Origin of the sequence: Sphingobium sp. B10D7B (assembly GCF_025961955.1) — a bacterium.
In the GTDB taxonomy this organism is placed as follows: domain Bacteria; phylum Pseudomonadota; class Alphaproteobacteria; order Sphingomonadales; family Sphingomonadaceae; genus Sphingobium.
This window is the reverse complement of record NZ_JAOQOQ010000001.1, coordinates 2,714,203-2,738,467: the sequence shown is the minus strand read 5'-3', so window position 1 is coordinate 2,738,467 and position 24,265 is coordinate 2,714,203. Positions and strand designations below refer to the sequence as shown.

Below are 24,265 nucleotides of genomic sequence, written 5' to 3'. Positions count from 1 at the left end.
CGGCCCTTAGATGCAATTTACGAAAATTAACAGCAATAAAATCATCTCGTAGGAAAAAGAGATGGTTAATGCGCTGCGGTACCGCGTTGATTGTTAAGGAAACGGCCGCTCGCGCTAACGTGGCATTGACATTTTGAACGCGACAAAAAAGGATGGTCGTTCCATCAGCGCAATCTTCGGGCTGAAATGGCCGTGCGGCCGCGTGCCCCATTTTTAAAGAACGGCCCCTAAACGGCGGGTGGCTTGTTCACCCGCTGTCGCCAGAGCAAGATGGGCGTCCCAATTTCTCGTTGGCCTGGGCCAAAAGACGGCCGTCGTCGCAGATGCTTGGTCAAAGCCACTTACGGTGAGCGGCGCCACTTTATCGGCGATCGAGTTGGTGATCAGGACGGTAATTGCGAGGGCACTGAAAGGCGACAGAGCGGCGCAGGTCGCACAACTTGAAGTTGGCTAACTTATAATTTTCAGCATCGAAGCTGCGGGGGGCATCCGCCACTTGAACCCAGTAGTGGGAAGCGAGACGTACCGAATGTTCGGGCGCCAGGGCTGGCGTCTCGCATGGGCAATATAATTGCAAGTGTGGGGGCATGATTGCCATCATTAGATATAATGTAGGTATTTGATATATTATCATTAAATAGCCGACGCCGGCTTCGTCATTCATCTTTGAGGCTTATATATGCTCCCGGAAGGTTTAGTATTAGCGCGATAACAGACGTCCGCGTAATTCTCCGCCAGCCTTTCGCAGCGCCTTTCCTCACCAGATCAGTGCGCTGCCAGCGCACACAATTCCGGCACGCTGCTGATCCCCAGTCGCTGATAGGCGCGCTTTCGATAGGTCATGACGCTCGTTTTCGCGATACCCAGATCCAGCGCTGTTGCCTCGACCGACATGCCGGCGGTCGCCCGGGCGCAGACTTGCCGCTCGCGCCGGGTCAGATTTGGGAACAAGTGCCGCAGTCGGCTTTCGATGTGCTGGGCGGAGGAGAAGCAGGAAAGGGCGCGCCGGCGGTTGAGGGGCAGCATCGGCAGCGCCAGCCGAGCCAGGCCGACCAAAGCGTCCAGCTCGCCGTCCGTAAACAGGCCGGTGGAGCGATGGCGCGCGACATTGATGACGCGCCAGGCCTGTGGTCCGCGCTGGATGATCGAGACGCGCTCAACGATACCGGCCTGATCGAAGAAGCGCCTGCGAAACTCATCGGAGCTGATGTCCGGCGGCCGGATGCGCTGGATGGCAAGGTCGCTCACGCACGGCGCTGCGCTATAGGCGTCGCACACCGGGTCGATATTGTGATAATGCTGGCTGTAGGCTGGCAGCATTGCTTCCACGCGTGGTTCGCCGAAGAAATATTGCAGTTCGCTGGTTTCTCTGCCCGTCGCCTCGAACAGGTAAATTCTGCGCGCCCCACCGGTGACCGTCATCACCGAATCATGGACGGCGGTGCCGAACTGGTCGGTCCCGGCGGTTTCCAGCAAGCGTTCATAGATGGCACCCATGGAGACGGGGGCGCGCCATTCCTCGATCTTGCGGATGTAGGACATTCAGCTCTCCTGCCGCCTCTGGGATTATAGCCCCTCAGTCGCGACTCCACGCCTCTTGAACACCTTCATGGCCGTCAACGCAATCGCTGCCGCGATAGCCGGCACCGCAAAGGAGGCCAGAATGGTGGTCTCCGCAATGCCCGCCTCAAGCTGCGCGCCAATCAGCACCGGCGCCGCGACCGTCCCGATGCGGCCGACGCTCTTGGCCCATCCGATGCCAGTCGATCGCAGGTGCGGTGGGTAGAAGCTGGCGAGGATGACATTTACGCCGCCATAAGCGCCGAGGGCAAAGAAGCCGCAGGCTGCCAGAACGAGTTGAAGGACCAAGGCCGAGGACGCGCCCACAATCTGGCCGGCCACGAAGAAGAACGCTGCGGCGATGAGCAGGGACGAGACGAGAACGCGACAGGCGCCGTAACGGTCGATCAAAAGCCCCATGCATAGCGCCGCAGCGATGCCGCCGAAGGAAAAGATGGAGAGCGCCATGGCTGCGAAGGCCGGCGCATAGCCGAGCCGGACGAGCAGAACCGGCAGCCACGAGCTGAGGCAGTAGCTGATGGTCAGCATGGCAATAAAGACGAGCCACAGCATCAGCGTGCCCAGCCGATAGTCGGGCGCCAGAAGGTTCAAGGGGTTGGCCCTGGGTTGGGGCGCGTGGCTTTGCGATGCTGTGTCCTCGGCATCCCGCAGAACCATGATGGTGATGACGGATGTCGCGAGGCAGAGCAGTCCCACCGCGCCCATCGCTACGCGCCAGCCGCCTAGTCCGGTAAAGGCGATGGCGACGATGCCCGCGATGGTGGCGCCGAGGCCGTAGCCGGTGAACAGGAAGGTGATCGCCAGGCCGCGGCGTTGAACGGGGGCGGCTGCGGTGACGATTGCAAGGCAACTCGGCAGACAGCCACCCAACAGGACGCCGGTTATCAGCCGCATCCAGAACAACTGCTCGCCACTGTTCGCCAGACCCGTCAAGGCCTGAGCGGCGCCAAAGCCGGCGAGGGTCAGCCCCACCGTCCACCGGTCGCCAAATCTCGCGGCCAGCGGAGGAAACGCAATCAGGCCGATGCACTGGCCGATCAGGTTGGCCGAAAAGATCGGACCGAGATCGGCATCACCAAGGCCGAGCATCGGCGCGAATTCGGGAGCGAGCGGCCCCATGATCGTGTGGACCAGCCCGTCCAGAAAATAGACCATCGCACAGATCGACACGATCAGAAGCGTCGAGGCTTTCGCATTTGGCCGTTGGAGTGATGCGGGTGAAATCAAAAGGTTCCCGACAGTCGCACGCCGTAGGTCCGTGGCGGGCGCAGCGACGTCGCGACCACACCAATGGTCGAATAGGCCGGGTTTGGCGCCACATTGTTGACGACGACGTCATCCTCGATGTTGTTGACGAATGCGCTGATGCTCAGGCCCTTGCCCTCGAACGCATAGGTCAGAACTGCATCCGTCCGGGTCGATCCGCCAACGCGCGTTTCCGGCGTGTAGGCCAGATCCAGCTCGCGCGGCCCTTCATAGCGGCTGAAGATGTTCGCGATGATGCGGTCGCCCGATCCGACCGTAAAGCTCTGTTCCAGCGAGGCGGCGACCACCCACTCAGGCGACTTGAGCGCGCGAAGCCCGCTGCAATCGACCGTCGTGCCGGAGGTGCGGCATTGTGAGGTCGGGCCGGGGGTCGAAACCGAATTATAGACGAGCTGTTTCACCCGGGCATCCAGCCATTGGGCCTGCAGCCCGATCCGGGTGGACGGAGTGACCAGCAGTTCTGCTTCGGCCTCCACGCCCTTGGTGCGAACCTGGCCGATATTCTCCGTCACCAGAACCACGGCCGGGGGAATGAGCTTCACATAGCCGAGCTGCTGATCCTTATAATCCAGCAGGAACGCCTCCACGTTGAGTTGCAGGCGGTTGTCGAGGAAGCGGTTCTTCGTGCCGATGGTATAGGCGGTCACCTTTTCCGGCTCGAAGCTGTTGGCGCCCGGTGGACCGAGGAAGAAGCCGCCCGCTTTGAAACCGGTGCCGACGTTGGCGTAGACCAGCGAGCGCGGTCCCGCGTCAAACTCGAGGCCGGCGCGCCAGGTGACGGCTTCGAACGTCAGCGATCGGTCGACGACAAATGCCGGCGCGCCGACCGGGACGAGCGGAATGACCGGGTCTGGTCCGGGGGCATTGCGGATGGTGTATCGCTCGCTGTCGCTGGTCTTGCGTTCCCAGGTGTAGCGCAAGCCCCCGGTCACGCGGAATGCGGGCACGATCGCAAAGGTCAATTGGCCGAAGCCGGCAGCGGTCTTGCCCGATGTGTCGATGATCTGATCGCTGTAGGTGAGGGCGGCCGCGCTTTCCGTGTTCGAGCGGGCGGTGACATGCGTGTCGAGATAGTAGGCCCCGATCAGCCAGCCAAAGCGATTGCCCGATGGCGAGGCGAACCGCGCTTCCATCGAAATCTGCTCGGGCTGCTGCTGCTCGATGATCTGGAAGCCGGTCTGGGCGCTGTTGTAGCTCAGCCTGGATGTTCGATAAGCGGGGATCAGCGTCAGCGTGCCGGCATCGGTCTCGACATTCACATTGGCGAGCAGCCCATAATAGTCGCTGTCGATGAACGAATTGTCGGTCTGCCGCGCGAGGGGGGCGAATGCCGCATCCTGCTGGGAAAGGCTGGTGCGTGGGTCGCCGAAATAGCAGATGTCCGGCCCGCAGCGCTTGCGCACCGTCGAGCCGCCCCCGCGGCCGCCCTGATGGGTATAATCCCCGACGATGTCGATGGTGACGGCGCTGCTCGGTTGGAGCCGGTAGGAGAGACGGACGGCCTGACCGCGCTCATCGTCGAGCCCGTCCGAGAAGAAGCCATCGCGTTGCAGGATTTGGAACGCGGCGCGGAAGGCGCTGTTCTCGCCGACCGGGAGGTTGACAGCGCCGGACGCGGCAACCCGCGCATAATTGCCGACTTCAAAATTGAGTTGCGCGCCACGTTCACCGATGCGGGCGTGCTGCGGCAGGATGTTGATGGCGCCGCCCGTCGCGTTGCGGCCATATAATGTGCCCTGCGGGCCTTTCAGCACCTCGACGCGCTCAAGATCATAGAACAGGCCCTGCACCGCCGTGGGACTGGCAAGATATACGCCTGAGAAATTGACGGCGATGGCCGGGTCGGAAAAGGCATTGCCGCCAAAGTTGCTGACGCCCCGGACCGTCAGGACGGTATAGGGTCCGGTTCCTGCCGTTACCTGCAGCGCAGGAGCCACCTGGGTCAGCGCCGCTGCCGTGGTCACGCCTCGCGTCGTCAGATTTTCACCGGAAAGGACGGTGACAGAGACGGCCGCGCGCTGCAGATTCTCTTCCCGCCGCTGCGCCGTGACGACGATATCCTCCAGGCCCGTCGCAGCGTCCTGCCGGGCGGACGAGGCAATCGCTCGATCAGCAGTGACGGTTTGCGCGTGCGCGAATGTGGGCATGATACTCAGGGCTGTGCCCGATAACAGCGCGATTAGCCGGCTCGACATACAATCTCCCTTTGTTTCTGTTTATTCTTGCGACGTAGCGGCTCCGCGGGCGGAAATATGTCCTTCATCCGAAGGACAGGCGGCCTCATGATTTGAGGCCGAACCTTGCCCGGGCTTCCTCGACCGTCGCGGGCTTTGCGCCATAGAGCGCCGCGATCTGCGCGGCGGCGCGCACCATGTCGGTATTGTCCCGCGCGATCGAGCCGTCCGGCATGTACAGGCTGTCTTCCAGGCCGACGCGCACGAGATCGCACCCCATGGCGATGCCCAAGGTGACGAAGCGGAACATGTCCTGCCCGGTGGCGGTGACGCCGACGATGGCCTTGGGGAAAAGCCGCAGGCCCTCATCGATCGAGAAGATCACATTGCGGGCGATGGCCGGCGTTGCCCCGAAGCCACCGCCATGGAGCAGCCACATATTGTCCCGATCACGATCGAAAATGCCCTCATTGGCATAGCGCAACAGGCGATGGAGGGCGCTGGCTTCCACCACTTCATATTCAAGTGCCGAGCCGCGTTCATAGACCGCCTTGATCGTGCTCTTGAGCAGTTCGGGCGAATTCACATAGGGCGTTTCGCCCGGATAATTGCCGCCCGGATTGTAGAAATCCGCCGAGCCCGCGGCAATGCCGAACAAGTCCTGCGACGGCTCAATGGCGAGAATACCGAGCCGCTCCTTGTCCGATGGCCAGTGCAACTGCCCGGTTAGCTTGTCTCGGCGAACGCCAATGCCGTTAGTGGTCTGCACAAGGATCGGCGAACGGGCGCGAATTTCACGGATTGCCTCGGCATAGATCGCGGGATCACCGCTGTTCATGCCATCGGGGCCGCGTGCGTGGAAATGGACCATCGCCGCGCCTGCCTCATAGCAACGCGCGGCCGCCTCGCCAATCTCGACCGGCTGCTTGGGCACCACCGCTCCGTCGCGGTCCTGCTGCATTCCGCCGTTGATCGCGACTGTAATTATGACCTTGTTGTCAGCCAGCATTCCGCTCTTCTCCAGATGATGTCTGGAGCAATATGGAAGCGCCGCCGCGCCGTCTGTCCTTCGGATGAAGGACAGGATCAGGGCGATGAGCCGGGACCAACCAGTACGTTCGCTACCCCAGTGTCCCGCCTGATCTCCCCGCGCTCGCGATTTCCGGTTGGCTTTGGCGCGTTTCATTGCATAACGCGCATCATGTCGCGAGAACCGGAATTATCCGCTGGCAAGGCGCCCGAGCGCACGCCTTTTGGCAGGCTGATCAACAGTCTTCTGGCGACCGCGCAGATGTCCAGCGCGCGGCAGATCGATGCCGAGCTGGATCTGGCCAATCTCGATCGGCGGTTGCTGTCCTTGATCGGTCGACGTGGCAAGGTGACCTTCACGCAGATCGCGCGGCTCTCGGGCATTCAGCGCGCGCAGATCAGTCGGTCGCTGGCACACCTGACCGCCAAGGGCCTCGTCCACCGCCCCGACGTGCGCTCCAAGGCGGAGTTCACCGAAAAGGGCCGGGCGGTCTACGAGGAGATCCTCGCGGTTGCCATTGCTCGCAATGTGGAGGTCTGCGGCGGGCTCGACGCGCCGACGCGGGACTTTTTCATCCGCGCGACCCGCTTCATGATCGACGAGGCGGCGGCGATGCTCGACGCGGAAATCCAGCTGTCCGGCGGGACACAGGAGCTGGGAGCCGAGCGCAAGTCGGAGCGGCGCCCCAATGAGCGGAACGAGCCGGGCATTGCCGATGCGCGCGTCCATGTGATGGTTCTGCCGCCGCTGACGACGCTGGCCTCCTATCTCAACCGCACCGCCACCCTGCTGGCCAAGCGGGTCGGAGCGATTTCGTCTTTCGAAGCGGATATGCTGGTGCTGATCGGCAAGAACGAGCCGATGACCCAGCTCAGCCTGACGCGCACGACGGGTGCCAGCAAGAGCCAGATCGTGCGCGCGTTGACGCGCATCGAGAGCATCGGGCTGGTCAACCGCACGAGAGTGCCTGGCCGCCGCGATATCCTGCTCGATCTTTCGGTGGAGGGGCGGGGTTTGTGGCGCCTGCTGACCACCGCAGAGGCTGATCGCGACGCGCGGTTGCTGGGGGTTCTGGAGCCCGGAGAAGAGGCCCGCTATCGCGCCGTCCTCACTTTGCTGATGGAAAATGCCCGCGCGATGGCGCGCGGCTGATCGATCGATCAACCGGTCCCCGGCGATCATTCGGCGGTATTCAAATCAACAACGGCATTTAGGCAGAAACGCGCCGCGCATATGTGTGCGACGTGGGATTTCTGGCCGTAATTCCGGTTGTTTTCGGGGAACTGTTCTGGCTGTTCGGCACCTCTTCAAGTTATCTGCCTGAACGGATGATCCCTTTCGTTATCAAAATCAACAAAACTCTTGTGCATCGATAATTGGCCTGCAATACCCCTCCCTGCTTCGGTCACCGACAAGGTGCGGGGCCGGAAGCCAGAGGTTTCCATCTAGGGGAGGTTACATGCAGATCGTTCGACGGGCGCCCTTGCGGCGCAATGGATTGCTATTGGCTGGCGCCGCGTTGATGGGGGCGGGCGGCGTCTCTCCGGTTTCCGCGCAAGACGTTGATAATGACGATGAGGACAAGACCTCCGTCATCCATGACATCGTCGTCACCGCCGAGCGGCGCGCGATGAACCTGCAGGATACCCCGCTCTCGATCGTCGCCGTGAACGAAGAAATGGTGGAAGCCCGCGGCATCGAGGATCTGGAGGATCTGGCCAACCAGACACCCAATCTCAGCATCGCCCCGCAGCGCGGCGGCAGCACATCCACCCCCTCCTTCACGATCCGCGGCATCGGCGGCGGCGGTGGCGCACTCGGCGAGCGCGGCGTGGGCCTGTATATCGACGGCATCTACATGCCGCGCACCGCCGGCTCGGTTCTCAAAGTGATCGATATCGACCGGATCGAGGTGCTGCGCGGCCCGCAGGGCACGCTGTTCGGCCGCAACTCCACGGGCGGTGCGGTGCGTTACTTCACCAAGCAGCCGCGCCTCGGCGAGACGGAAGGCTATGCGCAGGTGACGGCCGGCAATTATGACCGGGCGGATATCGTCGGCGCGATCAATATTCCCATCGGCGATACGCTGGCCGTGCGCGCGCAGGGCGCCTATCTGCATCAGGGCGGATGGGTGCAGCGCGGTACCGAGAAGAACGGCGCGTCCACGGACTATGTCGGGCGCGTGCAGGCGTTGTACGAACCCAATGACCGCTTCAGTGCCACGCTGGGTTTTCTCTACACCGATTCCCGCGCCAACGGGTCGCCGATCGTCACCGAGGAGCTCGATCTGCGACCGGGCATCGAGCCCGCCCCGGGCTTTGTCGGCATTCAGGGCAATTATGGCGACTGGCTCAACGATGCCTTCAAGTCCGTCGGTCAGGCGCCGATTGCGCCTTATAACGATCCGCGCGTGGTGACCGGCGACAAATATCGCCAGCACGACATCTGCCTGCTCGATGATTTCAATCCCGACTTCGGCGAAGAGTGCGTGCAGCGGAACACGTCGGTCTATTGGCAGGCCGATCTGCGAATGTCCTACGAGCTGTCCGATGATGTGACCCTGTCCTCGACCTCGGGCTTGTCGAAGCTCGATTTCAACGGGGTGATCGATTATCAGCAGTTGGGCACGGAAAATCGCAAGCTCGATACCGGGTCGAGGGTTTTCTATCAGGAACTGCAGCTCAACGCGGCGCCGTTCGGTGGCGCGCTCGATGTCGTCGGTGGCCTCAATTATTTCTACGAAAAGTCGGACGAGCAGGGCCTGACCATTACCCGCAAGGGCACCAGCGTCTATCCGAACAGCACTAACGGCAATGCCGATGGCGGTCTGGTCCGCCGGCAGGACGCCGACACGACGCAGGTGGCCAACTCTTTCGGTGCCTTCGTCAGTGCGACCTGGCATATGACCGACCGGCTCAATTTCACGGGCGGCCTGCGCTATGCGTATGATCGCAAGCGGATCGAATCGATCGAATATGCCTCGTCGGACTTCACGCCGGCGCCCGGCACAACATCGACCTTCGTGGACAGTTCGCGACATTGGCAGCAGGTCGATTATCGCGCGACCATCGATTACAAGATCACGCCGGATATCCTCGCTTATGCGACGATTTCCAAGGCGTACAAGGCGGGCCTCTACAGCTTCTCGATCGCCGACAACATTCCCGGCCCGGCGCAGAGCGGCGACGGCGTGCCGACCGTGCCGCCCGAGACCGTCCGTAACTATGAAGTCGGCCTGCGTATGGCGCTCTTCAACCGGGCGTTCATCGTCAATCCGACCGTCTTCTACATGCAATGGGGCAACCGGCAGTCAGCGCGTCGCGTGACCTGCACGACGGGGCCGTCCTGCCCGCTGGGGTTCAACCTTCAGGTTGTCGACGCCGGCGACATCGACGTTTACGGACTTGAACTGGATAGCCGCCTGCGCCTCTCGCGGAACTTCTCGCTCGATGCCAGCGGCTCGCTGACCGGCGTCAAGCTCGATCCGGTTCGTAATGGCGGGCCCTTCCTCTTCCCGGATATCCCGCGCAAGCAATTGAGCCTCGGCGGAACGCTCAATGTGCCAGCCGAATTCGGCGAGTTCACGGTCAACATGAACTGGAGCTACACCGACGATCAGGCCACGCTGAACCTCGACAACCCAGATTCGAAGTATCAGCTTCCGGCCTATAGCCTCGTCAACGCCCGCGTTCGCTTCATGCCGAAGAACGTGCCGGTGGTGATCTCGGTCTTCGCGAACAATCTGTTCGACAAGACTTATGCGACGGGCGCCACCCGCTTCGGCGGCGCGTATTTCGACAGCTTCACGCCCACCGGCGTGGGCGCGCCGCCGCGCAACATGCTCTCGGTGGTGCGCGGAAAGCCACGCATGATCGGCGCGTCGATCCGTTACGACTTCTGACGGGGGCGGGTGCCCCGGCACCCGCTAACAACATTGCGGCGGGCGGATCGGGTAATCGATCCGCCCGTTTTTTATGAGGCTGGGCTTGGAACGGCTGGGCCATTGCACGAGCGGCGGGGCGTGGATCGGCAGGGGCCCACATCCGCCAGCGGGATCGTTGTGAGATTTTGAAGACAAGCCCGGCGGGTCTCGCCTGGCCGCTTGCGGTTAAAGGCCGAGCACCTTGGCGATCTTGGCGCGGATGTCCTCAGGCGCGTTCAGCTTGCCCACCGTGCCTTCCGGCAGGGCGCCGGCCTCGATCCACCAGCCGATGACCGCAACTTCATCCGGGGTGAGCGGCGTGCGGCCGTTCTTGGGCATGAAGTCCTTATGATCGGCGGGCAGGGTGATGCGGCGATACAGGTCGCTGCGCTGCTTTTCACCGGGATCGATCACCGCGCCGCTCTCGCCGCCTTCCATCAGGCTCTTGTAGGTCGCCATGGAGAGGGCGCCGCGGCGCTTGTCATCATTGTGGCAGGAGGCGCAGCGCGTCTGCAGGGTGGGGTGGACCACATCGAGGAAGATATCCGCATCGGCAACATTGGTCACCGGAGGCCGGCCACCAGGGCCGGAGCGCAGTGGGCCGGGCGCGAATTCGGTGAGGTAGGTCGGGCCGTGCGTCAGATTGCCGCCGAAATGGCCGGTGGCCACGAGCAGCCCGCCCGTGACAAGGCAGGCAAGCGGCCAGCCTCGGTCATAGATGTTCGGGAATTCGCGCTGCCAGGCCCAGACTAGCAGCGCGCTGGCTGCCAGCAGCACGCCGCTCCAGCGGTGCCAGTTGACCGCCTCGCCGGTGAAGCCGGGCTCGCTTGCGTGCATATAGCCCAATGTCACCGTGAGGAAGGCGCAGAGCGCGCCGATCAGCCATGTCGCGGATACCGCGGGACGCAGGGCGGCGAAGCGCGGCCAGCGCGTCGCGATCTCCAGCCCGATCGCCAGCATCAGAATGCCGATCGGCAGGTGCAGCACGAGAACGTGGAAGCGACCGAGGAAGAAGATGAAGTCCTGCACGAAAATCCCCCGAATGATGCGGTCCGCTGTGTCCGGACGATGTCAGTTGATGCCGCAGGATTGCCCGGTACGCGTGCAGACCTGCTCGATCAGCTTCATGGACTCCGGCTTCGGTTCTGCGGCGGTCGTCGCCAGGAACACGCCCTTCGCCCAGGTGTAGGGCGTGCGGCCCTCGGCATCCCGAACATCGAAGCGCGCGCCCTTGCTCGCCAGATAGGCCAGGATCTTGTTCGATCCGCGATTGGCAGCCCCATGAACAGCGGCCAGCCCCATGGCATTCGTCGCATTCAGATCCTGCCCGAACCGCTCGTGGCAAAGCCTCACGGCGTCGAGCAGCTTGTCCTCGCCCTCGTCGAAGGTCTGGAAGAACACCCAGTTGATGCCGGCGGCGGCCATGAGCGGCGTGGTGCCGTTGTTCGTCGTGATATTGGGGTCGGCGCCCTTGCTGGCGAGCAGCTTCATGGCGTCCACATCGCCGGAAAGGGCTGCACGCAGAAACGCTGTCTGCCCGGTGAAATCGACCCAGGACAGGGAGCCAGCCGTCAGCAGCCAGAAGCGGGTCGGCGGATAGCGCATCACCCGCGCATTGGGGTTGGCGCCCTTGTTGAGCAGCGCGCTGACGAACTTGAGCGCACGGGGACGATCCACGCCCTTCTGTTTGGCGGTGTCGGTATCCAGCTCCATGTTGCGGACGTCGACAGCGGCCCAGAGCGGCGTGCGGCCGTACCAGTCTGCGGCGTTGGGGTCGGCGCCCTTGTCGAGCAGATATTGGGCGACCGGCACATTGTCATTGAGCACCGCCACGAGCAGCGGGCGCGCATCATTGGCCTCGGGCTGCTCGATCTTCGCGCCGGCCTCGACCAGCGCCTTGGCCATCTCGACCGTGCCCTCGCGCGCGGCGAGGTGGAGCGGGGTGATCTTGCCGGGCCACTCGGCGCGCGAGCCCTCGGGCGGCACGCCGCCGCGCACGATGCCGTCGCCATGTGAGCCGCCGCCTTCGCCCGGCGCGCGGAACTCCGGCTTCCTGCCCAGCTTCGTGGCCGCATTGACGTTGGCGCCGGCCTCGATGAGCGCCTGCACTGCCTCCACGCTGCCGCCGCGCACCGCGAGCATCAGCGGGGTCTGGCCATAGGCCTTGTCGGTGAAATTCGGGTTCGCACCGGCCGCAAGCAGCGCCTTGACGTTGGCGCCGTCCCCTTCGCCCGCGGCGATCATGAGCGCGGTCTGGCCGGTGTGGGAGAGGGTATCCACAGGCGCGCCGGCCTTGAGCAGGCGGCGCAGCACTGCGGACGCGCCGAACTCGGCGGCCACATGCAAGGGCGTCAGGCCATATTCGTTCGCGAGCCCCGCATTGGCGCCAAGATCAAGCAGGCGGTCGACATCGTCCGCGAGGTTGCGCCGCGCCAGCCAGTGCAGCGCGGGCGTGCCGTCGGGCGAGCGGGCATCGAGATTAGCGCCGCTATCGACCAGCTCGTACATGCGCTTTAGCTGATTGTCGCGCGCCGCCGAGGCCATCTGCACGCCCAGCTCCTGCGCCTTGGCCGGCGGCAGCACGGGGCGCTGCGGACGCAGCAGCAGGAAGGCGACAAGGGCGAGCGCCAGGAGCGCCAGGCCTGCCAGCGCGATGCGTTTGCTTGTGGCGGGCATCAGATGTCGATCGTGCCGTCGCTGTCGCCGAAGCTTTCCACCGGTGCGCCCGCCTTTTGCAGGATGGAGAGCAGCAGGTTGGAGAGCGGACGATCCTTGCCGACGCCGCCGCTGATGTGGCGCTTGCCGGCGATCTTGCCCGAGCCGCCGCCCGCGAGGACGATCGGCAGGGGGCCGTGATTATGGACGTTGGAATCGCTCATCCCACTGCCCCACATCAGGATGCTGTTGTCGAGCAGCGAGCCATTGCCATCGGGCGTGCTGGCCATCTTGTCGAGCAGATAGCCGAACATGGAGACGTGATAGGCGTTGAGCTGCGCCAGCCGGTCCTTGTTGGCCGGCACGTTGCTGTGGTGCGAGAGCGGATGGAAGCTCTCCATCACGCCGCTGCCCGGGTAGATGCGGTTGCTGTTCTCGACGGCCAGCATCAATGTGGAAATGCGGGTCAGTTCCGTCTGCCACGCCAGCACCTGCAGATCGAACATCATCTTGATGTGCGTCTCGAAATCCTCGGGAATGCCGATTGGCTTTTCCGGCACCACGATATCGTGGCTGGTCTGTGCCTGAGTCAGTTCCAGTCGCCGTTCGACCTCGCGCACGTCGGTCAGATACTGGTCGAGCCGCCGCCGGTCCTCGGCCGGCAGATCGGCTGAGAGCTTGCGCGTCTGGTCGGTCACCGTATCCAGCATGCTGCGCGATTCACTCCAGATCGCGGCGCGTTCCTCCGGCGTGCCACCGGCGCCGAACAGGCGCTCGAACAGCAGTTGCGGGTTGCGCTGGATCGGCAGCGGTGTGTTGGCGTCCTGCCAGCTGATCGTATCGCGATAGGCGCAGCTCCACCCTTCGCCGCAGATTGCCGAGGGCTCCTCAATACCGAGTTCGAGCGAGGGCAGCGGCGTATCCTGGCCGAGATGCTTGGCGGCGACCTGGTCCGCGGTCATGCCGAGCTTGTTCACATTCTTGGTCATCGCCGTGCCGGAGAGGTAGACGGCGGAGGAGCTGCTGTGATTGGCCGCAGCCGAGGCATCCTGTGTGTAGGCGAGCGGCAGCGTCAGATCGCTGATGACGTTGATCTTGTCGTGAAAGGCCGCAAGCGGGCGCAGCGTGGGCGACAGCTCGAAGCCGGCGCCCAGCGTCGCCGGCCGGAACCTGTCCATCACCGCGCCATGGGGCACATAGAAGAAGCCGAGCCGCGTCCGCGCCGGTGGCAGCCCGGATGATGCTGCGGGTATCATCGATTCCAGGAAGGGGAGCGCAAGACAGGCGCCGGCCCCGCGAAGCACAGTCCGGCGCGAAAGCGATTTGCGGGTAAGGTAGGTCATCGACGTCTCCAGACCTCAGAGCCAAGCGGAAAAGGCGGGGCAGGCCGGCGCATCAGCGGGCCATCTTCATCGTGAGCGGCAAACCATTGGGATCGAGCAGGCGCAGCGTGCCGGGCGCGGAAGGCAGGATCACTGCCCCCATCTGCGCGAGCGCGGCGGCGACCTTGCCACTGTCGAAGCGGCGGCAACTCACCGTCCAGTCATCCACGGCCGGCTTTTCCCGGCCGACCGTCTGGCGGATGGCGATGGGCGTGTTCGCCGCGGCAAACCAGCGCTGGCCCGGCACCGGCGCGCGCATCTCCTTGAAGAAGAGCGACATGAACTTGCTGGTGGCAGCCAGATCGCTGACGCGCAGCAGGATGCTTTCCATCTTGAGCGGGGTGACGAGGGGCGCGCCCTCCACGATGTTTCCGGCAGGCACCGTCGTGCTGGCGAGGCCGGCCGGCTCTTCCAGCAATTGCAGGCCAATGTGATCGGGATCGTAGACGATGCCGCGCATGGCAGGGGCCAGCCCTTCGCGCTCGAGGCGCGCATCCATGGCCTTGCGGTCGTATTTCTCGAGCAGCACGCAATAATGGTCGATCGCCGGATCGGGCGCGGTGGCGCGCGATCCCAGAGCGATATAGCCCTTGCCCAGCACGACATAATAACGCAGCGGCGGATCGGCCTCCTTGTGGACCGCCGGATTGAACAGCCGGCCATAGAATTGCGCGGCCTTCGTCACGTCTGGCACCAGCATGCCGATATGTTCCAGACCCGTGGTGCGCAGCGGCAGTTCGTCACCACGCAGGGCTTCCGCGGCCATCGCCACACCCGACGAGAGAGCCAGCGAAAGCAGCGAGCCGGCTGCGATCACGCTGCGCCGGTCGAATATGCCCGCGCCATCGCCTGAAAAATCATCGCCGTTCATCACTTCTTTCTCCCAATCATGGCGGGCGGCTGCCGGCTGGTATTCCAGGTCAACTGGCTGGGCGACACGCGCAGCCGATCCTTCTGGCTGCCCGCCGGCATCCTGAACTGCCGACTGGTGACGACGCCGCGCAGGATCGTCTGGAAACGATCGCCATTGCCGGCGCTGGTCCGGGCGATCCGGCGTACTTCCGGCATGTCGGCAAAGGTAAGTTCGCGGCCGATGGCGAAGGTCATCAGCTTCTCGATGAAGGTGTGGGTGAAGGCGTCCGAGCGGGCGAGGATGGCGTTGCGCAGATCGCGCGGGCCATTGATCTTGGTGCCGTCGGACATCACGCCGGAGGCATCGACCGGGAAGGCGCCGTCCTTGGTGCGCCACTGGCCGACGAGATCGTAATTCTCCAACGCCAGGCCGATGGGGTCCATCATATTATGGCAGGAGGCGCACACCTTGTTCTCGCGATGCACGGCAAGGCGCTGGCGCAGGCTCGTCGCCTCGGCATTCGCGTCGAGATTGGTCTCGACGCCGGGCGGCGGCGGCGGCGGCTTCACGCCGAGGATGTTCTCCAGTACCCACGCACCGCGAATGACCGGCGAGGTCCTGTTAGCGACGGAGGTGACGGTGAGGATCGCACCTTGCCCGAGCAGGCCACGGCGCACGCTGTCCTTGGGCAGGCTGACCTTGCGGAAATAGTCGCCCCGCACGCCGCTAATGCCATAATGCTGGGCCAGCCGCTCGTTGACGAACGTGTAGTCGGCATCGAGCAGATCGCGGATCGGGCGGTTCTGCAGCATCACATAGCGAACGAGGCCCTTGGTCTCATTCTCGAAGGCGACGCGCAGATTGTCGTCAAACGCCGGGCTCTCGCGCTGGACCGAACGCAATTCGCGCAGATGCAGCCACTGGGTCGCGAAATTGTCGACCAGCGCTTCCGCCCTGGGGTCGGAGAGCATGCGGTTGACCTGCTGGTCCAGCACGGCCGGGTCGCTGAGCTTGTTCTGCGCCGCCAGATCGAGCAATTGCTGGTCGGGGATGCTGCTCCACAGGAAGAAGGAGAGGCGCGAGGCGAGGTCGAGATCGCTGATCGCGAACTTGTCCTGCGCGACCGGCTGCTCGAACCGGTAAATGAAGCGGGGATCGACGAGAATGTAGGAGAGGCCGGCGCGGACACCGTCCTCGAACGTGCCTTGCGCCCGGCCCGCATCATACATCTTCATGATCGCGTCCACCTCGCCGCCCATCGGTTTGAGCGGGCGGCGGAAGGCAAGGCTGCCGAGGCGCGTCAGGATCGCGCGGGCGCAGGGCTTTTCCTCCATCCAGCTCTTGGGGCGGCAGGAGAAGACCGTGGCGCGGGGCGCGCTGCGGCCCGGCCCCTGTGTCGTGAACGGCCCGTTGACCGCGACGTTGAGGACGAGGCCCTTGGTCAGATAATTGGCATAGATGTCGTTCACGCCTGCACCGGCGACCTCGTCGAGCAGCGCCGCCGTGATCGTGCGCCGCCCGGCGCCCAGCTTCACGCGGACCTTGTCGCCCTTGCCCAGCGCGACCCGGCGGCCATCGATGGTGAGGTTGACGGCCGGCATGGGGGCCGGCGCCCGGCGTCCGGCGATGAACCCGCCCGTGCTGGTGCGCACGCTGATCTCGTATGTGCCGTCCACCGGGAAGAAATGGTTGACCCGCATCCCGCCCCGCGTGCCGAGCGGCAGCCCTTCCAGATGCTTGGTCTGCACGAGTTTGCCGGGCGCGTTGTAAACAGTCCGCGTCAGTTCGAGCGTTGAAGCGCCTGTGGCGATGCTGCTGATCTTGAGTCCGGCATTGAGATAGCCCTGGATGAGCGCCGGGGAGGTGGTCAACACGCTGGAGATATTGTCGAACCCGCCGGTCGCGGCATCGGGTGGCAGGAAGTCCGCCGGATTGATCTCCAGCCCGATGAGATCGCGCACGGCATTGGCATATTCGGTTCTGTTCAGGCGGCGCAGGTTGGCCGAGGGGAGTGGCGCGGGCGTGGAATCGAGCCGGTCGGTCAGTTCGCCCAGAAAGGAGGCCAGTTCGCCCGCCTCGGGCCGAGGGCTGTTGAGCGGCGGCATGGCGCCCGCGCTCACCTTGCGCACCACTTTTTCCCAAATGGCCGCATTCTTGCCGGTATGGTCGAAGTCCATGCCCTCGAAGGAGAGGCCGGCGACCCGCTCCTCCGAATCATGGCAGGACATGCAGTATTTGCCGATCATCGGGTGCGGTGCATTCTCCGCCACGGCAGTCGGCTCGTCGCCCTGCACAGGGAAGGCAGCGCCGAGCGCGGCCAGATAGACTGCGCCCGCCGCAAGAATCACAGCAGCGCCCTGGCGTGATCCGCCGAACCGGGCTGCCTCTCCTGCCATCGCGCTCATTCTCTTGCGCGCCGTTTCAGAAATCCCCTTCATGATTCTCGGTATACAAAATCAATTTTCTTTTGTCACGCGATGAAGGCAGGATTTCTGATATATGGAAGGATGGCGCGGCGGCATAGAGCAGCAAAAATCATTTTCGAAATCAACTCGTGGCGCGGTGCTGCTTAACCCTCCTCATTCGCGGTGCGCACGTAGAGGCGCGAGGCTTGCCAGAAGCAGGCGCCGGCACAGAGCGGCGTGATCGCGATGAGCAGCAGGGAATAGCGGATGGCGGACTGGCCGAAGTCCGCGGCCAGCACATCGTTCAAAATGCCGACCGCCGTCGGGCCAATGATGTTGCCGACGAGACCGCCGCCCAGCAGCAGCATCGCGATGGCCAGCGCGCGCTGGTCGGGCGCCACCACATTGACGACGGCGGCGTAGATCGGCCCCTGATGCAGCAGAGTGAAGAAGCTGGCGCCGGCAAAGCCCAGCACCCAGATCGCGGTCTCCTCGCCGAGCAGAAACAGCAGTTCCGCGGGGCCGATCGCCAGGCAGGCGAGCGCCGGAATGCCGACCCGCCAGCGCAACTGGCTCTTGCGCAGCCGATCGACCAGCAGGCCGCCCAGGAGAATGCCCGCCGCGCCGAGAAAACCGCGTGAGGGGCCGATGATCGTCGCCGCTTCCGCCATGGTCAGGCCGTGGACGCGCTGGAAGAAGGTCGGCGTCCAGGAGCCGGTCGCCCAGATGTTGGACCCCATGAACGTCATGCCGAGCAGCATCCAGGCATAGCATCGGTTGGCCAGCAGCGCGCGCACGTCGGTTCTGATCGCGGCAATCGGCGAGCGGTTGTGCGCCGGCCGAGCAGCAGTGCGGGCCGGCTCGCGGACCGTGAGCCGAAAGACCAGCGCTGCCACGATGCCCGGCACGCCGGCGGCAATGAACATGGCGCGCCAGCCATAGGTTTCCGCGATCCAGCCGGCGACCGGGAACAGCACGATGTGCGAGATGGTCGCGGCGATCCCGTAGATCGCCAAGGCCAGCGGGCGCCTTGTGGGGTGAAATAGGTCGGCGATCATGGAATTGGCCGGCGCCGTGCTGCTGGCCTCTCCCGCGCCCAGGCAGAAGCGTGCGAAAGCAAGTTGCCAAATGTTGGTAACCCAGCCAGTCGCGAGCGTGACGGCGCTCCAGAAGGCGAGTCCGATGGAAATGATCGTACGGCGATTGAACCGGTCGGCCGCCCACGCGATGGGCAGGCCCATCAGCGAATAGATCACGATGAAAGCAACGCCCGAAACCAGCCCGAGCGCGGTGTCGGAAACGCCCATCTCCGCCTTGATCGCCGGTAAGGCGAGCCCGAGCAGGGACCGGTCCAGATAGTTGAAGATGGAGACGACCATCAGCATTGCGAATGGCCATGTCGATTGCCAGGGCCAGGGCGCCCGCTGTTCCTTGGGCAGAGAGGATGGGGCGGCCGCGCTCTCCCGGCCCAGGGGCAGCGGCTCAGTAATCGGCCGCATGGCGCTTGCCCCGTAATCCGCCAATATGTGTCACCCCGCCTCTCCCCCTTGCGCACTCTGTGCAGCTTTGCCTGCTAGACAGGAGCGGGGGCGCCATGGCGTCAATCCTCTCAATGGACATCGGGCCGCAATTCCGGAATGTGGAAGGAATGGGCGCGCCCTGTGCTGTCGGCGGCGCGGCCTGCGAAGCTGTTCGCGGCCCTCACCACGTCACGAACGAGATCGGCATCGCGCGCCGCGTGGAAGCGGGGCAGGGGCATGACGACGCCGAGCGAGCCGATCAGCCGTCCCGCGCCATCGAAAACCGGCGCCGCGACCCCGGCGAGGCCAAGCTCCTCATCCAGATTGCGCGCGACGCCCTCTTCGCGGATGCGCCGCATCTGCTCGAGAAACTGCGCGCGCTTTGCCGGCGGTCTGCCCGCGATGGGGCTGCGGGTGATGGACCGGAAGATGGCTTCGCTCTCGCCCGGTGGCAGGCTGGCGAGAATGGCCTGGCCGAGCGATCCCCAAGGTAGCTCGATCTCGATGCCTTCTTCCAGCGCCGGGCAATGGTCGCAGGCGGCATTGGCCACAGCGGCGACCACGGCGCGGCGCCGAACCGGGGCATAGAGGCACAGCACGGCCGTCTCCGACCATTTGCGCACCAGCCCGGCAAGCAGCGGCCGCGCGCTGCGCACCGGATCGAATTGTGCCATCAACTGCGATGCCAGCCGCGTGAGTTCGCGCCCGGTGCGGTAGGTCTGGCCATCGCCGCGCTCGACGATGCCCTCGGTGAGCAGGGGGCGCAGCAGGCGGTGGACGGAACTGAGCGGCAGGCCCGACCGCTCCGCAAGCTCGCCGAGCGTGAACTGCTCGCTGCCCTCGATCACCAGCCTGAGGAGATAGATGACTCGCTCTGCCGAGCCGCGCGGGCTGGTCATTCCGCGTGCATCCAAGTAGCGCGCGCGGTTGGTGCGTGTGCCCCGTATCGCGTCCCCCATGGACATGACCATGCCGCGCCGATCCGGCCCCGGCTTTGCGTGCCGCCCATCATTCCCCTCCATTGCGCGTGCTATTCGGATAGCACTGTCAATTAGCACCTGTCAGTTTTCCGATTGACGGAAAAACACTGTGCAACGTCATGATCCAGATACAAATCTGTTCGCAAATCCGTCAATGGAGTTCACAAAGTCAATTGAAAAGTCTTGGGGCAGACGGGGAGGGATCGCGTGCAGTCGGGAGCAGCGGAGGATATTGTCGGCGCAATCGGGCGGCGTGCGTTCATCGCCTCGCTCGGCGGTGCGGCCGCGGTCGCGGCGATGAGTGCGGAGGCTAAGGCCGATGCGCTGGAACATGCGCTGGCGGATAATCTTGGTCCAGTGGGGCGCACCTTCCCCAGCGTCGCGCAGGTCGATGCGCAGATCCCCACGCGCCACTACCGGCGGGGTGTCGGCAATGTCTTCATCGCCGAGCAGGGGACGGTCGACGTGCTGGCGCCGATGCCGGAAAAGCCCAAACTCGCCGATTTCATTCGCCTGCGCTTTCAGAGCACGTCCAACCACTGCCTGCAGAGCGCCACGCAGGCGCGCAAGCGCAACATGGATGAGGATATCGTCTTCGCCTGCCTCGTCCACGACCTGTCGATGGCAATGATGCGCGCGAATCATGGCTTCTGGAGTGCGCAGCTTTTCGAGCCCTATGTCTCCGAGAAGGTCGCCTTCGCCATCCGGCATCATGCCGCGCTGCGCTTCTTCCCGGACGCGGAGACGGGCTACACCTATCCCGACATCTATCGCGAGATGTTCGGCGAGGATTATGTCCCGCCGCCGCATGTGCAGCGGGAGTTCGCGATGGTCCGCAAACACCGCTGGTACATGGCGGCGCGCCTTGTGACCGTGAACGATCTCTACGCCTTCGATCCCAATGCGCAGGTCTCTCTGGACCCGTTCGAGGATGTGATCGGACGCCATTTCCGTCAGCCTGCGGAGGGCCTCGGCTTCGACAGCAGCCCGAGCGCCCATATGTGGCGGACCTTGTTCAATCCGGATTCGCCGCTCTGAGCGCCCGATATCCCTACGCCTTTTCTTGACTGGTTGGAGGACCGTGGAATGATGAAAAGAACGAAGATCGCTCTGGCGACCGCATTGGTGGCCCTGCCGGCCATTCTCGTGGTGGCGCCGCTGGCCGCGCAGAATGAGGCGCAACTGCCCGGGCAGAAGGATGTCAGCCGGGTCGCGGCCGGCACCTACAAGGCCGATGCGGGCCATACGCTCGTCGGCTGGCGCGCCAACCACTTCGGCTTCAACGACTATTTCGGCATTTTCGGGGACATCACCGGCACACTGGAGATCGATCCGGCCAAGCTCTCAGCCGCGAAGGTGGATGTGTCCATTCCGGTCGCGCACGTGGTGACGGCCAGTGCCGGCCTCAACGGCCATTTGCTGCGCGCGGGCAAGGATGGCGGTAAACCGGACTTTTTCGGCCCCGATCCGGCGCCGGCCCGCTTCGTCTCCACCAGCGTCGTCGCGACAAGTGCCACGGCTGCGAAGATCACCGGCGACCTGACACTCAACGGCGTGACCAAGCCGGTGGTGCTTGAAGCGGAATTCACCGGGGCCGGCAAGCATCCCTATAACGGCAAGGCGACGCTCGGCTTCGAGGCGACGGCGGCGATCAAGCGGTCGGATTTCGGCATAACCTATGCGATCCCCATCGTCTCCGACCGGGTCGAACTCACCATAAGCGCGGCCTTCGAGAAGTAGGTCGCGCCAGCGCTCAGCGGCGGTTCAGCTTGCCGGCGCTAGTGCGGCGGCATGAACTCCGGGGATGAGCGTGGGGCGGCGGCAGCGCTGACGATCCGGCGCGCCAGTGCAGGCGCGCCGTGACCGCACCCCCGCACCTGCCGCCCTTGGGCGATCCTCACCCTGCCACGCCTTGGGCCGCGCGCCGTCGCCGTCCGCTGCTCTGGGCAGCGCTGGCTGTGCCGCTGCTCGGCTGGGCCGGGCTGGCCGCCGGTCTTGGCACCGCGCTGCTGCGCGAGCCGATCGAGCGCCGGGCGAGCATAGCGCTGGGCCGTACCGTCGCGATCGAGGGCGATGTCCGCCTGCTGGTGACGCCTTTCTCCCTGCAACTGGCTGCGGACGATGTGCGTATCGCCAATGCCGGTTGGGCGCAGGCGCCCGATCTGCTCAATGTCCGCGCTCTGACGGCGCGCTTCTCCACATTCGATCTGCTGATCGGGCGCCCTGGCCCGCGTGCGCTCGGGTTGCGCGGCGGCACGCTCGATCTGGAGCGGCAGGCGAGCACGGGCGCGGCCAACTGGAAACTCGGTGGCAAGGACGGTCTGTTTGCCGTCGCTGGCGTGCAGCGGGTGGACGCGGACGATGTCGTGCTGCGCTACCGGGACGAGCGCGACGGGATCGAGAGCTGGCTCAAGCTGGTCGGCAGCGGTCCGGGCGCGGTGCGTTTCACCGGGCGGGCCAGTCTTGTCGGTGATGGCTTCCGCATGAATGGCTCCAGCAACTCGGCCGAAGGGCAACCGTTCCGCTTTGCCTTGCGCGCGGGCGCGGAGACACTGGACCTGCGGCTGGAAGGGGAAAGCGACAGCCCGTTCCGGCTGGCCGGGGCGGACCTGCGCGTGACGGCGCGCGGTCCCGACCTTGCCGCGCTGGCGGCACTGGCGCGCATCGATCTTCCGGCGGCGCCCTCCTTTTCGCTGACGGCCCGGCTCGCGCAACGGCGTGGCGGCTGGCATTTCAGCCGCATCGCAGGGCAGCTTGGCGAGACCGATCTCAGCGGCAGCCTCACGCTCGATCAACGCGGCGCCCGTCCGCGCGTGGTGGCGTCTCTGGCGTCCGAGGCCCTGCATCTGGCGGACGGCATGGCTGTGCTGGGGCTGCGCAGTGCGACGTCCCCATCCGGTGATGAAGGCCCTCAACCGGTCGCCTCATTGCTGCCGGATGCCACCCTGTCTCCCGAGGCGCTGCGCAGTTTCGATGCCGTGGTCGACTATAAGGCCGAGCAGATCGAGGGCGTCGGGGACGCGGCCTCCGCGTTCAAGCCCGCGCATCTCGCCATGCGGCTCGCGCTTATCGATGGGCGGTTCATGCTGTCGCCGGCCAGTGTCGATCTCGCCGGCGGGTTCGTCTCATCGGATATCTACATCGATGCGCGGCAAGGCCCGGCGCTTGCCCGCTACGATATTCGCCTCTCGCCCACGCCGATGGGGCCGCTGCTGGCCAGTTGGGGCCTCGCCCCGCGCCAGACGACGGCGCTGGCACGCGGGCGCATCCAGCTGAGCGGGCGCGGCGAGACCCTGCGCGAGACGCTCGGTCATGCCGATGGCCGCATCGCCCTGGTGCTGCCGGCCGGGCGCGTGGGCATGGCACGGGCGAGCGCATCGGAGCTGGATATGACCAATCTGCGTGCTGCGATGTTCGGCACGCGCAGCGGCAACGGCGTGGATTGGACGGGAGGGATATTCTGGCGCCTCGGCCAGCGCCTGGGGATCGGCGGCGATGGCGAGGCTGCGAATAACGCGACCCACCTCAATTGCGGACTGATCGCCTTTTCGGTCCGCGACGGGCTGGCGACGGCCGACCCGATCCTGATCGATACCGATGGTCATGTCGTCACCGGGCGCGGCGAGTTCGATCTGCGCGGCGAGCGGCTCGATCTGCGCTTGCAGGCGCAGGGCAAGACCCGCGAATGGTTCGGTCGCCCCTCGCCGATCCTGATCGGCGGCACGCTGGCCGCGCCGACCGTGCTGCGCGAGCCGGTCGATCTGTTCCGGCCCCAGCGCCTGTTCGGCTTATCCATGATGCTGCCGGATGTGCGGGCTATCTTCGGCTTTGTCGACCCGGACGAAGCGCAGGCCCCGGCTTGCGGGACGCTGCTGCGCGGCGGGGCAACGGCCGACGCGGCGGCGGCTGGCCCGGCGCCGAAGCCTGCGGAACTGGCCTCGCGCTAGGCGGCCGGCGTCGCTCCGGTCTGGCGCCGGTCCGCCAGCCACAGCGACAGGCCGGTCAGGCCATGGAGCAGCACGATCATCGTGAGCAGGAAGAAGGTGGCGCTCACAAAGCGCGGCATCACGAAAAACTCTACTGCGCAGAGCAGAAACACCGCCATGGTCAGCAGTAGATTGGCGATGGAGGATGCCCCGCGCCGCGTCGATCGCACCACCTCGACCAGCAGGAAGACGATGGTGAGCAGCAACAGCATGTCACCCCAGCTCAGCATCAGCACCACGCCCGAGAGCATGGGCAGCGTGAAAGCCTCGCCCCGCATCACGGCGGCCAGCGCCGGCTCGGTCTGATCCGGCTGCGGCGCGCCGGCGAACAGCGCCACCAGATTGTAGATCAGCACCGGAATGAGCAGCAACGGGAAGCTGTTGAGCAGGTCTACGGCCCGGCGATTGTTGCGATCGTCCATGCGGTCTCTCCCTCAGGCTCGCCAGCATGGGACTTTTGGGGCACAAAGGCCAGAGCCGCCGGCACGGGACGCACGGGCGGAATGGAGAG

17 protein-coding genes are annotated in these 24,265 nt (G+C 64.8%); 5 read left to right on the top strand and 12 right to left on the bottom strand.

Annotated features, from left to right (window positions below):
* Window positions 1-765: 765 nt before the first annotated feature.
* From M2331_RS12985 to M2331_RS12970, 4 genes are all read right to left on the bottom strand, one after another.
* Window positions 766-1,542, bottom strand: coding sequence for a helix-turn-helix transcriptional regulator (locus tag M2331_RS12985; RefSeq protein ID WP_181560663.1), 777 nt, complete (start codon window positions 1,540-1,542; stop codon window positions 766-768).
* A 24-nt stretch (window positions 1,543-1,566) separates the two neighbouring features.
* Window positions 1,567-2,736, bottom strand: a complete 1,170-nt coding sequence (locus M2331_RS12980; RefSeq protein WP_181560662.1) for an MFS transporter — start codon at window positions 2,734-2,736, stop codon at window positions 1,567-1,569.
* Window positions 2,737-2,804: 68 nt separating this feature from the next.
* Window positions 2,805-4,994, bottom strand: coding sequence for a TonB-dependent receptor (locus M2331_RS12975; protein ID WP_181560661.1), 2,190 nt, complete (start codon window positions 4,992-4,994; stop codon window positions 2,805-2,807).
* Window positions 4,995-5,127: 133 nt separating this feature from the next.
* Window positions 5,128-6,030 carry a 3-keto-5-aminohexanoate cleavage protein gene (locus M2331_RS12970; RefSeq protein WP_181560660.1) on the bottom strand — a complete coding sequence of 301 codons (903 nt, stop codon included), beginning with the start codon at window positions 6,028-6,030 and terminating at the stop codon, window positions 5,128-5,130.
* 192 nt (window positions 6,031-6,222) lie between these two features.
* On the opposite strand from M2331_RS12970, the gene M2331_RS12965 reads away from it, so the two are divergent.
* Window positions 6,223-7,203 (top strand): MarR family winged helix-turn-helix transcriptional regulator, encoded by a 981-nt coding sequence (locus M2331_RS12965; protein WP_181560659.1) that lies wholly within the window; start codon window positions 6,223-6,225, stop codon window positions 7,201-7,203.
* A 307-nt stretch (window positions 7,204-7,510) separates the two neighbouring features.
* Complete coding sequence (locus tag M2331_RS12960) at window positions 7,511-9,952, top strand: TonB-dependent receptor (protein WP_181560658.1); 2,442 nt, start codon at window positions 7,511-7,513, stop codon at window positions 9,950-9,952.
* A gap of 207 nt (window positions 9,953-10,159) precedes the next feature.
* Here the strand turns inward: M2331_RS12960 and M2331_RS12955 are convergent, their stop codons facing one another.
* The 7 genes from M2331_RS12955 to M2331_RS12925 form a co-directional block, all read right to left on the bottom strand.
* The gene (locus M2331_RS12955) at window positions 10,160-11,002 is read right to left on the bottom strand and encodes a c-type cytochrome domain-containing protein (protein WP_181560657.1); all 843 of its coding nucleotides are present in this window, start codon (window positions 11,000-11,002) and stop codon (window positions 10,160-10,162) included.
* Between the two features lie 42 nt (window positions 11,003-11,044).
* A complete protein-coding gene (locus tag M2331_RS12950; RefSeq protein ID WP_181560656.1) occupies window positions 11,045-12,649 on the bottom strand; it encodes an ankyrin repeat domain-containing protein in 1,605 nt (534 codons plus the stop codon).
* Window positions 12,649-13,971, bottom strand: a complete 1,323-nt coding sequence (locus M2331_RS12945) for a DUF1552 domain-containing protein (protein ID WP_181560655.1) — start codon at window positions 13,969-13,971, stop codon at window positions 12,649-12,651. Before M2331_RS12945 ends, M2331_RS12950 begins: the two co-directional genes overlap by 1 nt.
* A gap of 52 nt (window positions 13,972-14,023) precedes the next feature.
* Window positions 14,024-14,881, bottom strand: coding sequence for a VOC family protein (locus M2331_RS12940; protein WP_181560654.1), 858 nt, complete (start codon window positions 14,879-14,881; stop codon window positions 14,024-14,026).
* Window positions 14,881-17,268, bottom strand: coding sequence for a DUF1592 domain-containing protein (locus M2331_RS12935; RefSeq protein ID WP_181560653.1), 2,388 nt, complete (start codon window positions 17,266-17,268; stop codon window positions 14,881-14,883). The genes M2331_RS12940 and M2331_RS12935 overlap by 1 nt, the downstream gene beginning before the upstream one ends.
* Before the next feature lie 164 nt (window positions 17,269-17,432).
* Complete coding sequence (locus M2331_RS12930) at window positions 17,433-18,767, bottom strand: spinster family MFS transporter (protein ID WP_181560652.1); 1,335 nt, start codon at window positions 18,765-18,767, stop codon at window positions 17,433-17,435.
* Between the two features lie 110 nt (window positions 18,768-18,877).
* Window positions 18,878-19,687, bottom strand: coding sequence for an IclR family transcriptional regulator (locus M2331_RS12925; RefSeq protein WP_181560651.1), 810 nt, complete (start codon window positions 19,685-19,687; stop codon window positions 18,878-18,880).
* Between the two features lie 288 nt (window positions 19,688-19,975).
* Between M2331_RS12925 and M2331_RS12920 the strand changes: the two genes are divergently transcribed.
* The 3 genes from M2331_RS12920 to M2331_RS12910 all read left to right on the top strand — a co-directional run bounded on the left by M2331_RS12920 (window position 19,976) and on the right by M2331_RS12910 (window position 23,715).
* A complete protein-coding gene (locus M2331_RS12920; RefSeq protein ID WP_181560650.1) occupies window positions 19,976-20,806 on the top strand; it encodes a hypothetical protein in 831 nt (276 codons plus the stop codon).
* Between the two features lie 48 nt (window positions 20,807-20,854).
* Window positions 20,855-21,508, top strand: coding sequence for a YceI family protein (locus M2331_RS12915; RefSeq protein ID WP_181560649.1), 654 nt, complete (start codon window positions 20,855-20,857; stop codon window positions 21,506-21,508).
* Window positions 21,509-21,627: 119 nt separating this feature from the next.
* Window positions 21,628-23,715, top strand: coding sequence for an AsmA family protein (locus tag M2331_RS12910; RefSeq protein ID WP_181560648.1), 2,088 nt, complete (start codon window positions 21,628-21,630; stop codon window positions 23,713-23,715).
* On the opposite strand, the gene M2331_RS12905 is transcribed toward M2331_RS12910, so the two are convergent.
* The gene (locus M2331_RS12905; RefSeq protein WP_181560647.1) at window positions 23,712-24,176 is read right to left on the bottom strand and encodes a hypothetical protein; all 465 of its coding nucleotides are present in this window, start codon (window positions 24,174-24,176) and stop codon (window positions 23,712-23,714) included. The genes M2331_RS12910 and M2331_RS12905 overlap by 4 nt on opposite strands.
* Between the last annotated feature and the right edge of the window lie 89 nt (window positions 24,177-24,265).

What these genes read in the sequence shown, in the direction of transcription:
- M2331_RS12940 (WP_181560654.1), bottom strand. Translation starts at nt 14,881, where the DNA reads ATGAACGGCGATGATTTTTCAGGCGATGGCGCGGGCATATTCGACCGG.
- M2331_RS12905 (WP_181560647.1), bottom strand. Translation starts at nt 24,176, where the DNA reads ATGGACGATCGCAACAATCGCCGGGCCGTAGACCTGCTCAACAGCTTC.
- M2331_RS12965 (WP_181560659.1), top strand. Translation starts at nt 6,223, where the DNA reads ATGTCGCGAGAACCGGAATTATCCGCTGGCAAGGCGCCCGAGCGCACG.
- M2331_RS12930 (WP_181560652.1), bottom strand. Translation starts at nt 18,767, where the DNA reads ATGCGGCCGATTACTGAGCCGCTGCCCCTGGGCCGGGAGAGCGCGGCC.
- M2331_RS12980 (WP_181560662.1), bottom strand. Translation starts at nt 2,736, where the DNA reads ATGGTCTATTTTCTGGACGGGCTGGTCCACACGATCATGGGGCCGCTC.
- M2331_RS12970 (WP_181560660.1), bottom strand. Translation starts at nt 6,030, where the DNA reads ATGCTGGCTGACAACAAGGTCATAATTACAGTCGCGATCAACGGCGGA.
- M2331_RS12945 (WP_181560655.1), bottom strand. Translation starts at nt 13,971, where the DNA reads ATGACCTACCTTACCCGCAAATCGCTTTCGCGCCGGACTGTGCTTCGC.
- M2331_RS12950 (WP_181560656.1), bottom strand. Translation starts at nt 12,649, where the DNA reads ATGCCCGCCACAAGCAAACGCATCGCGCTGGCAGGCCTGGCGCTCCTG.
- M2331_RS12975 (WP_181560661.1), bottom strand. Translation starts at nt 4,994, where the DNA reads ATGCCCACATTCGCGCACGCGCAAACCGTCACTGCTGATCGAGCGATT.
- M2331_RS12925 (WP_181560651.1), bottom strand. Translation starts at nt 19,687, where the DNA reads ATGACCAGCCCGCGCGGCTCGGCAGAGCGAGTCATCTATCTCCTCAGG.
- M2331_RS12915 (WP_181560649.1), top strand. Translation starts at nt 20,855, where the DNA reads ATGATGAAAAGAACGAAGATCGCTCTGGCGACCGCATTGGTGGCCCTG.
- M2331_RS12960 (WP_181560658.1), top strand. Translation starts at nt 7,511, where the DNA reads ATGCAGATCGTTCGACGGGCGCCCTTGCGGCGCAATGGATTGCTATTG.
- M2331_RS12935 (WP_181560653.1), bottom strand. Translation starts at nt 17,268, where the DNA reads ATGAGCGCGATGGCAGGAGAGGCAGCCCGGTTCGGCGGATCACGCCAG.
- M2331_RS12985 (WP_181560663.1), bottom strand. Translation starts at nt 1,542, where the DNA reads ATGTCCTACATCCGCAAGATCGAGGAATGGCGCGCCCCCGTCTCCATG.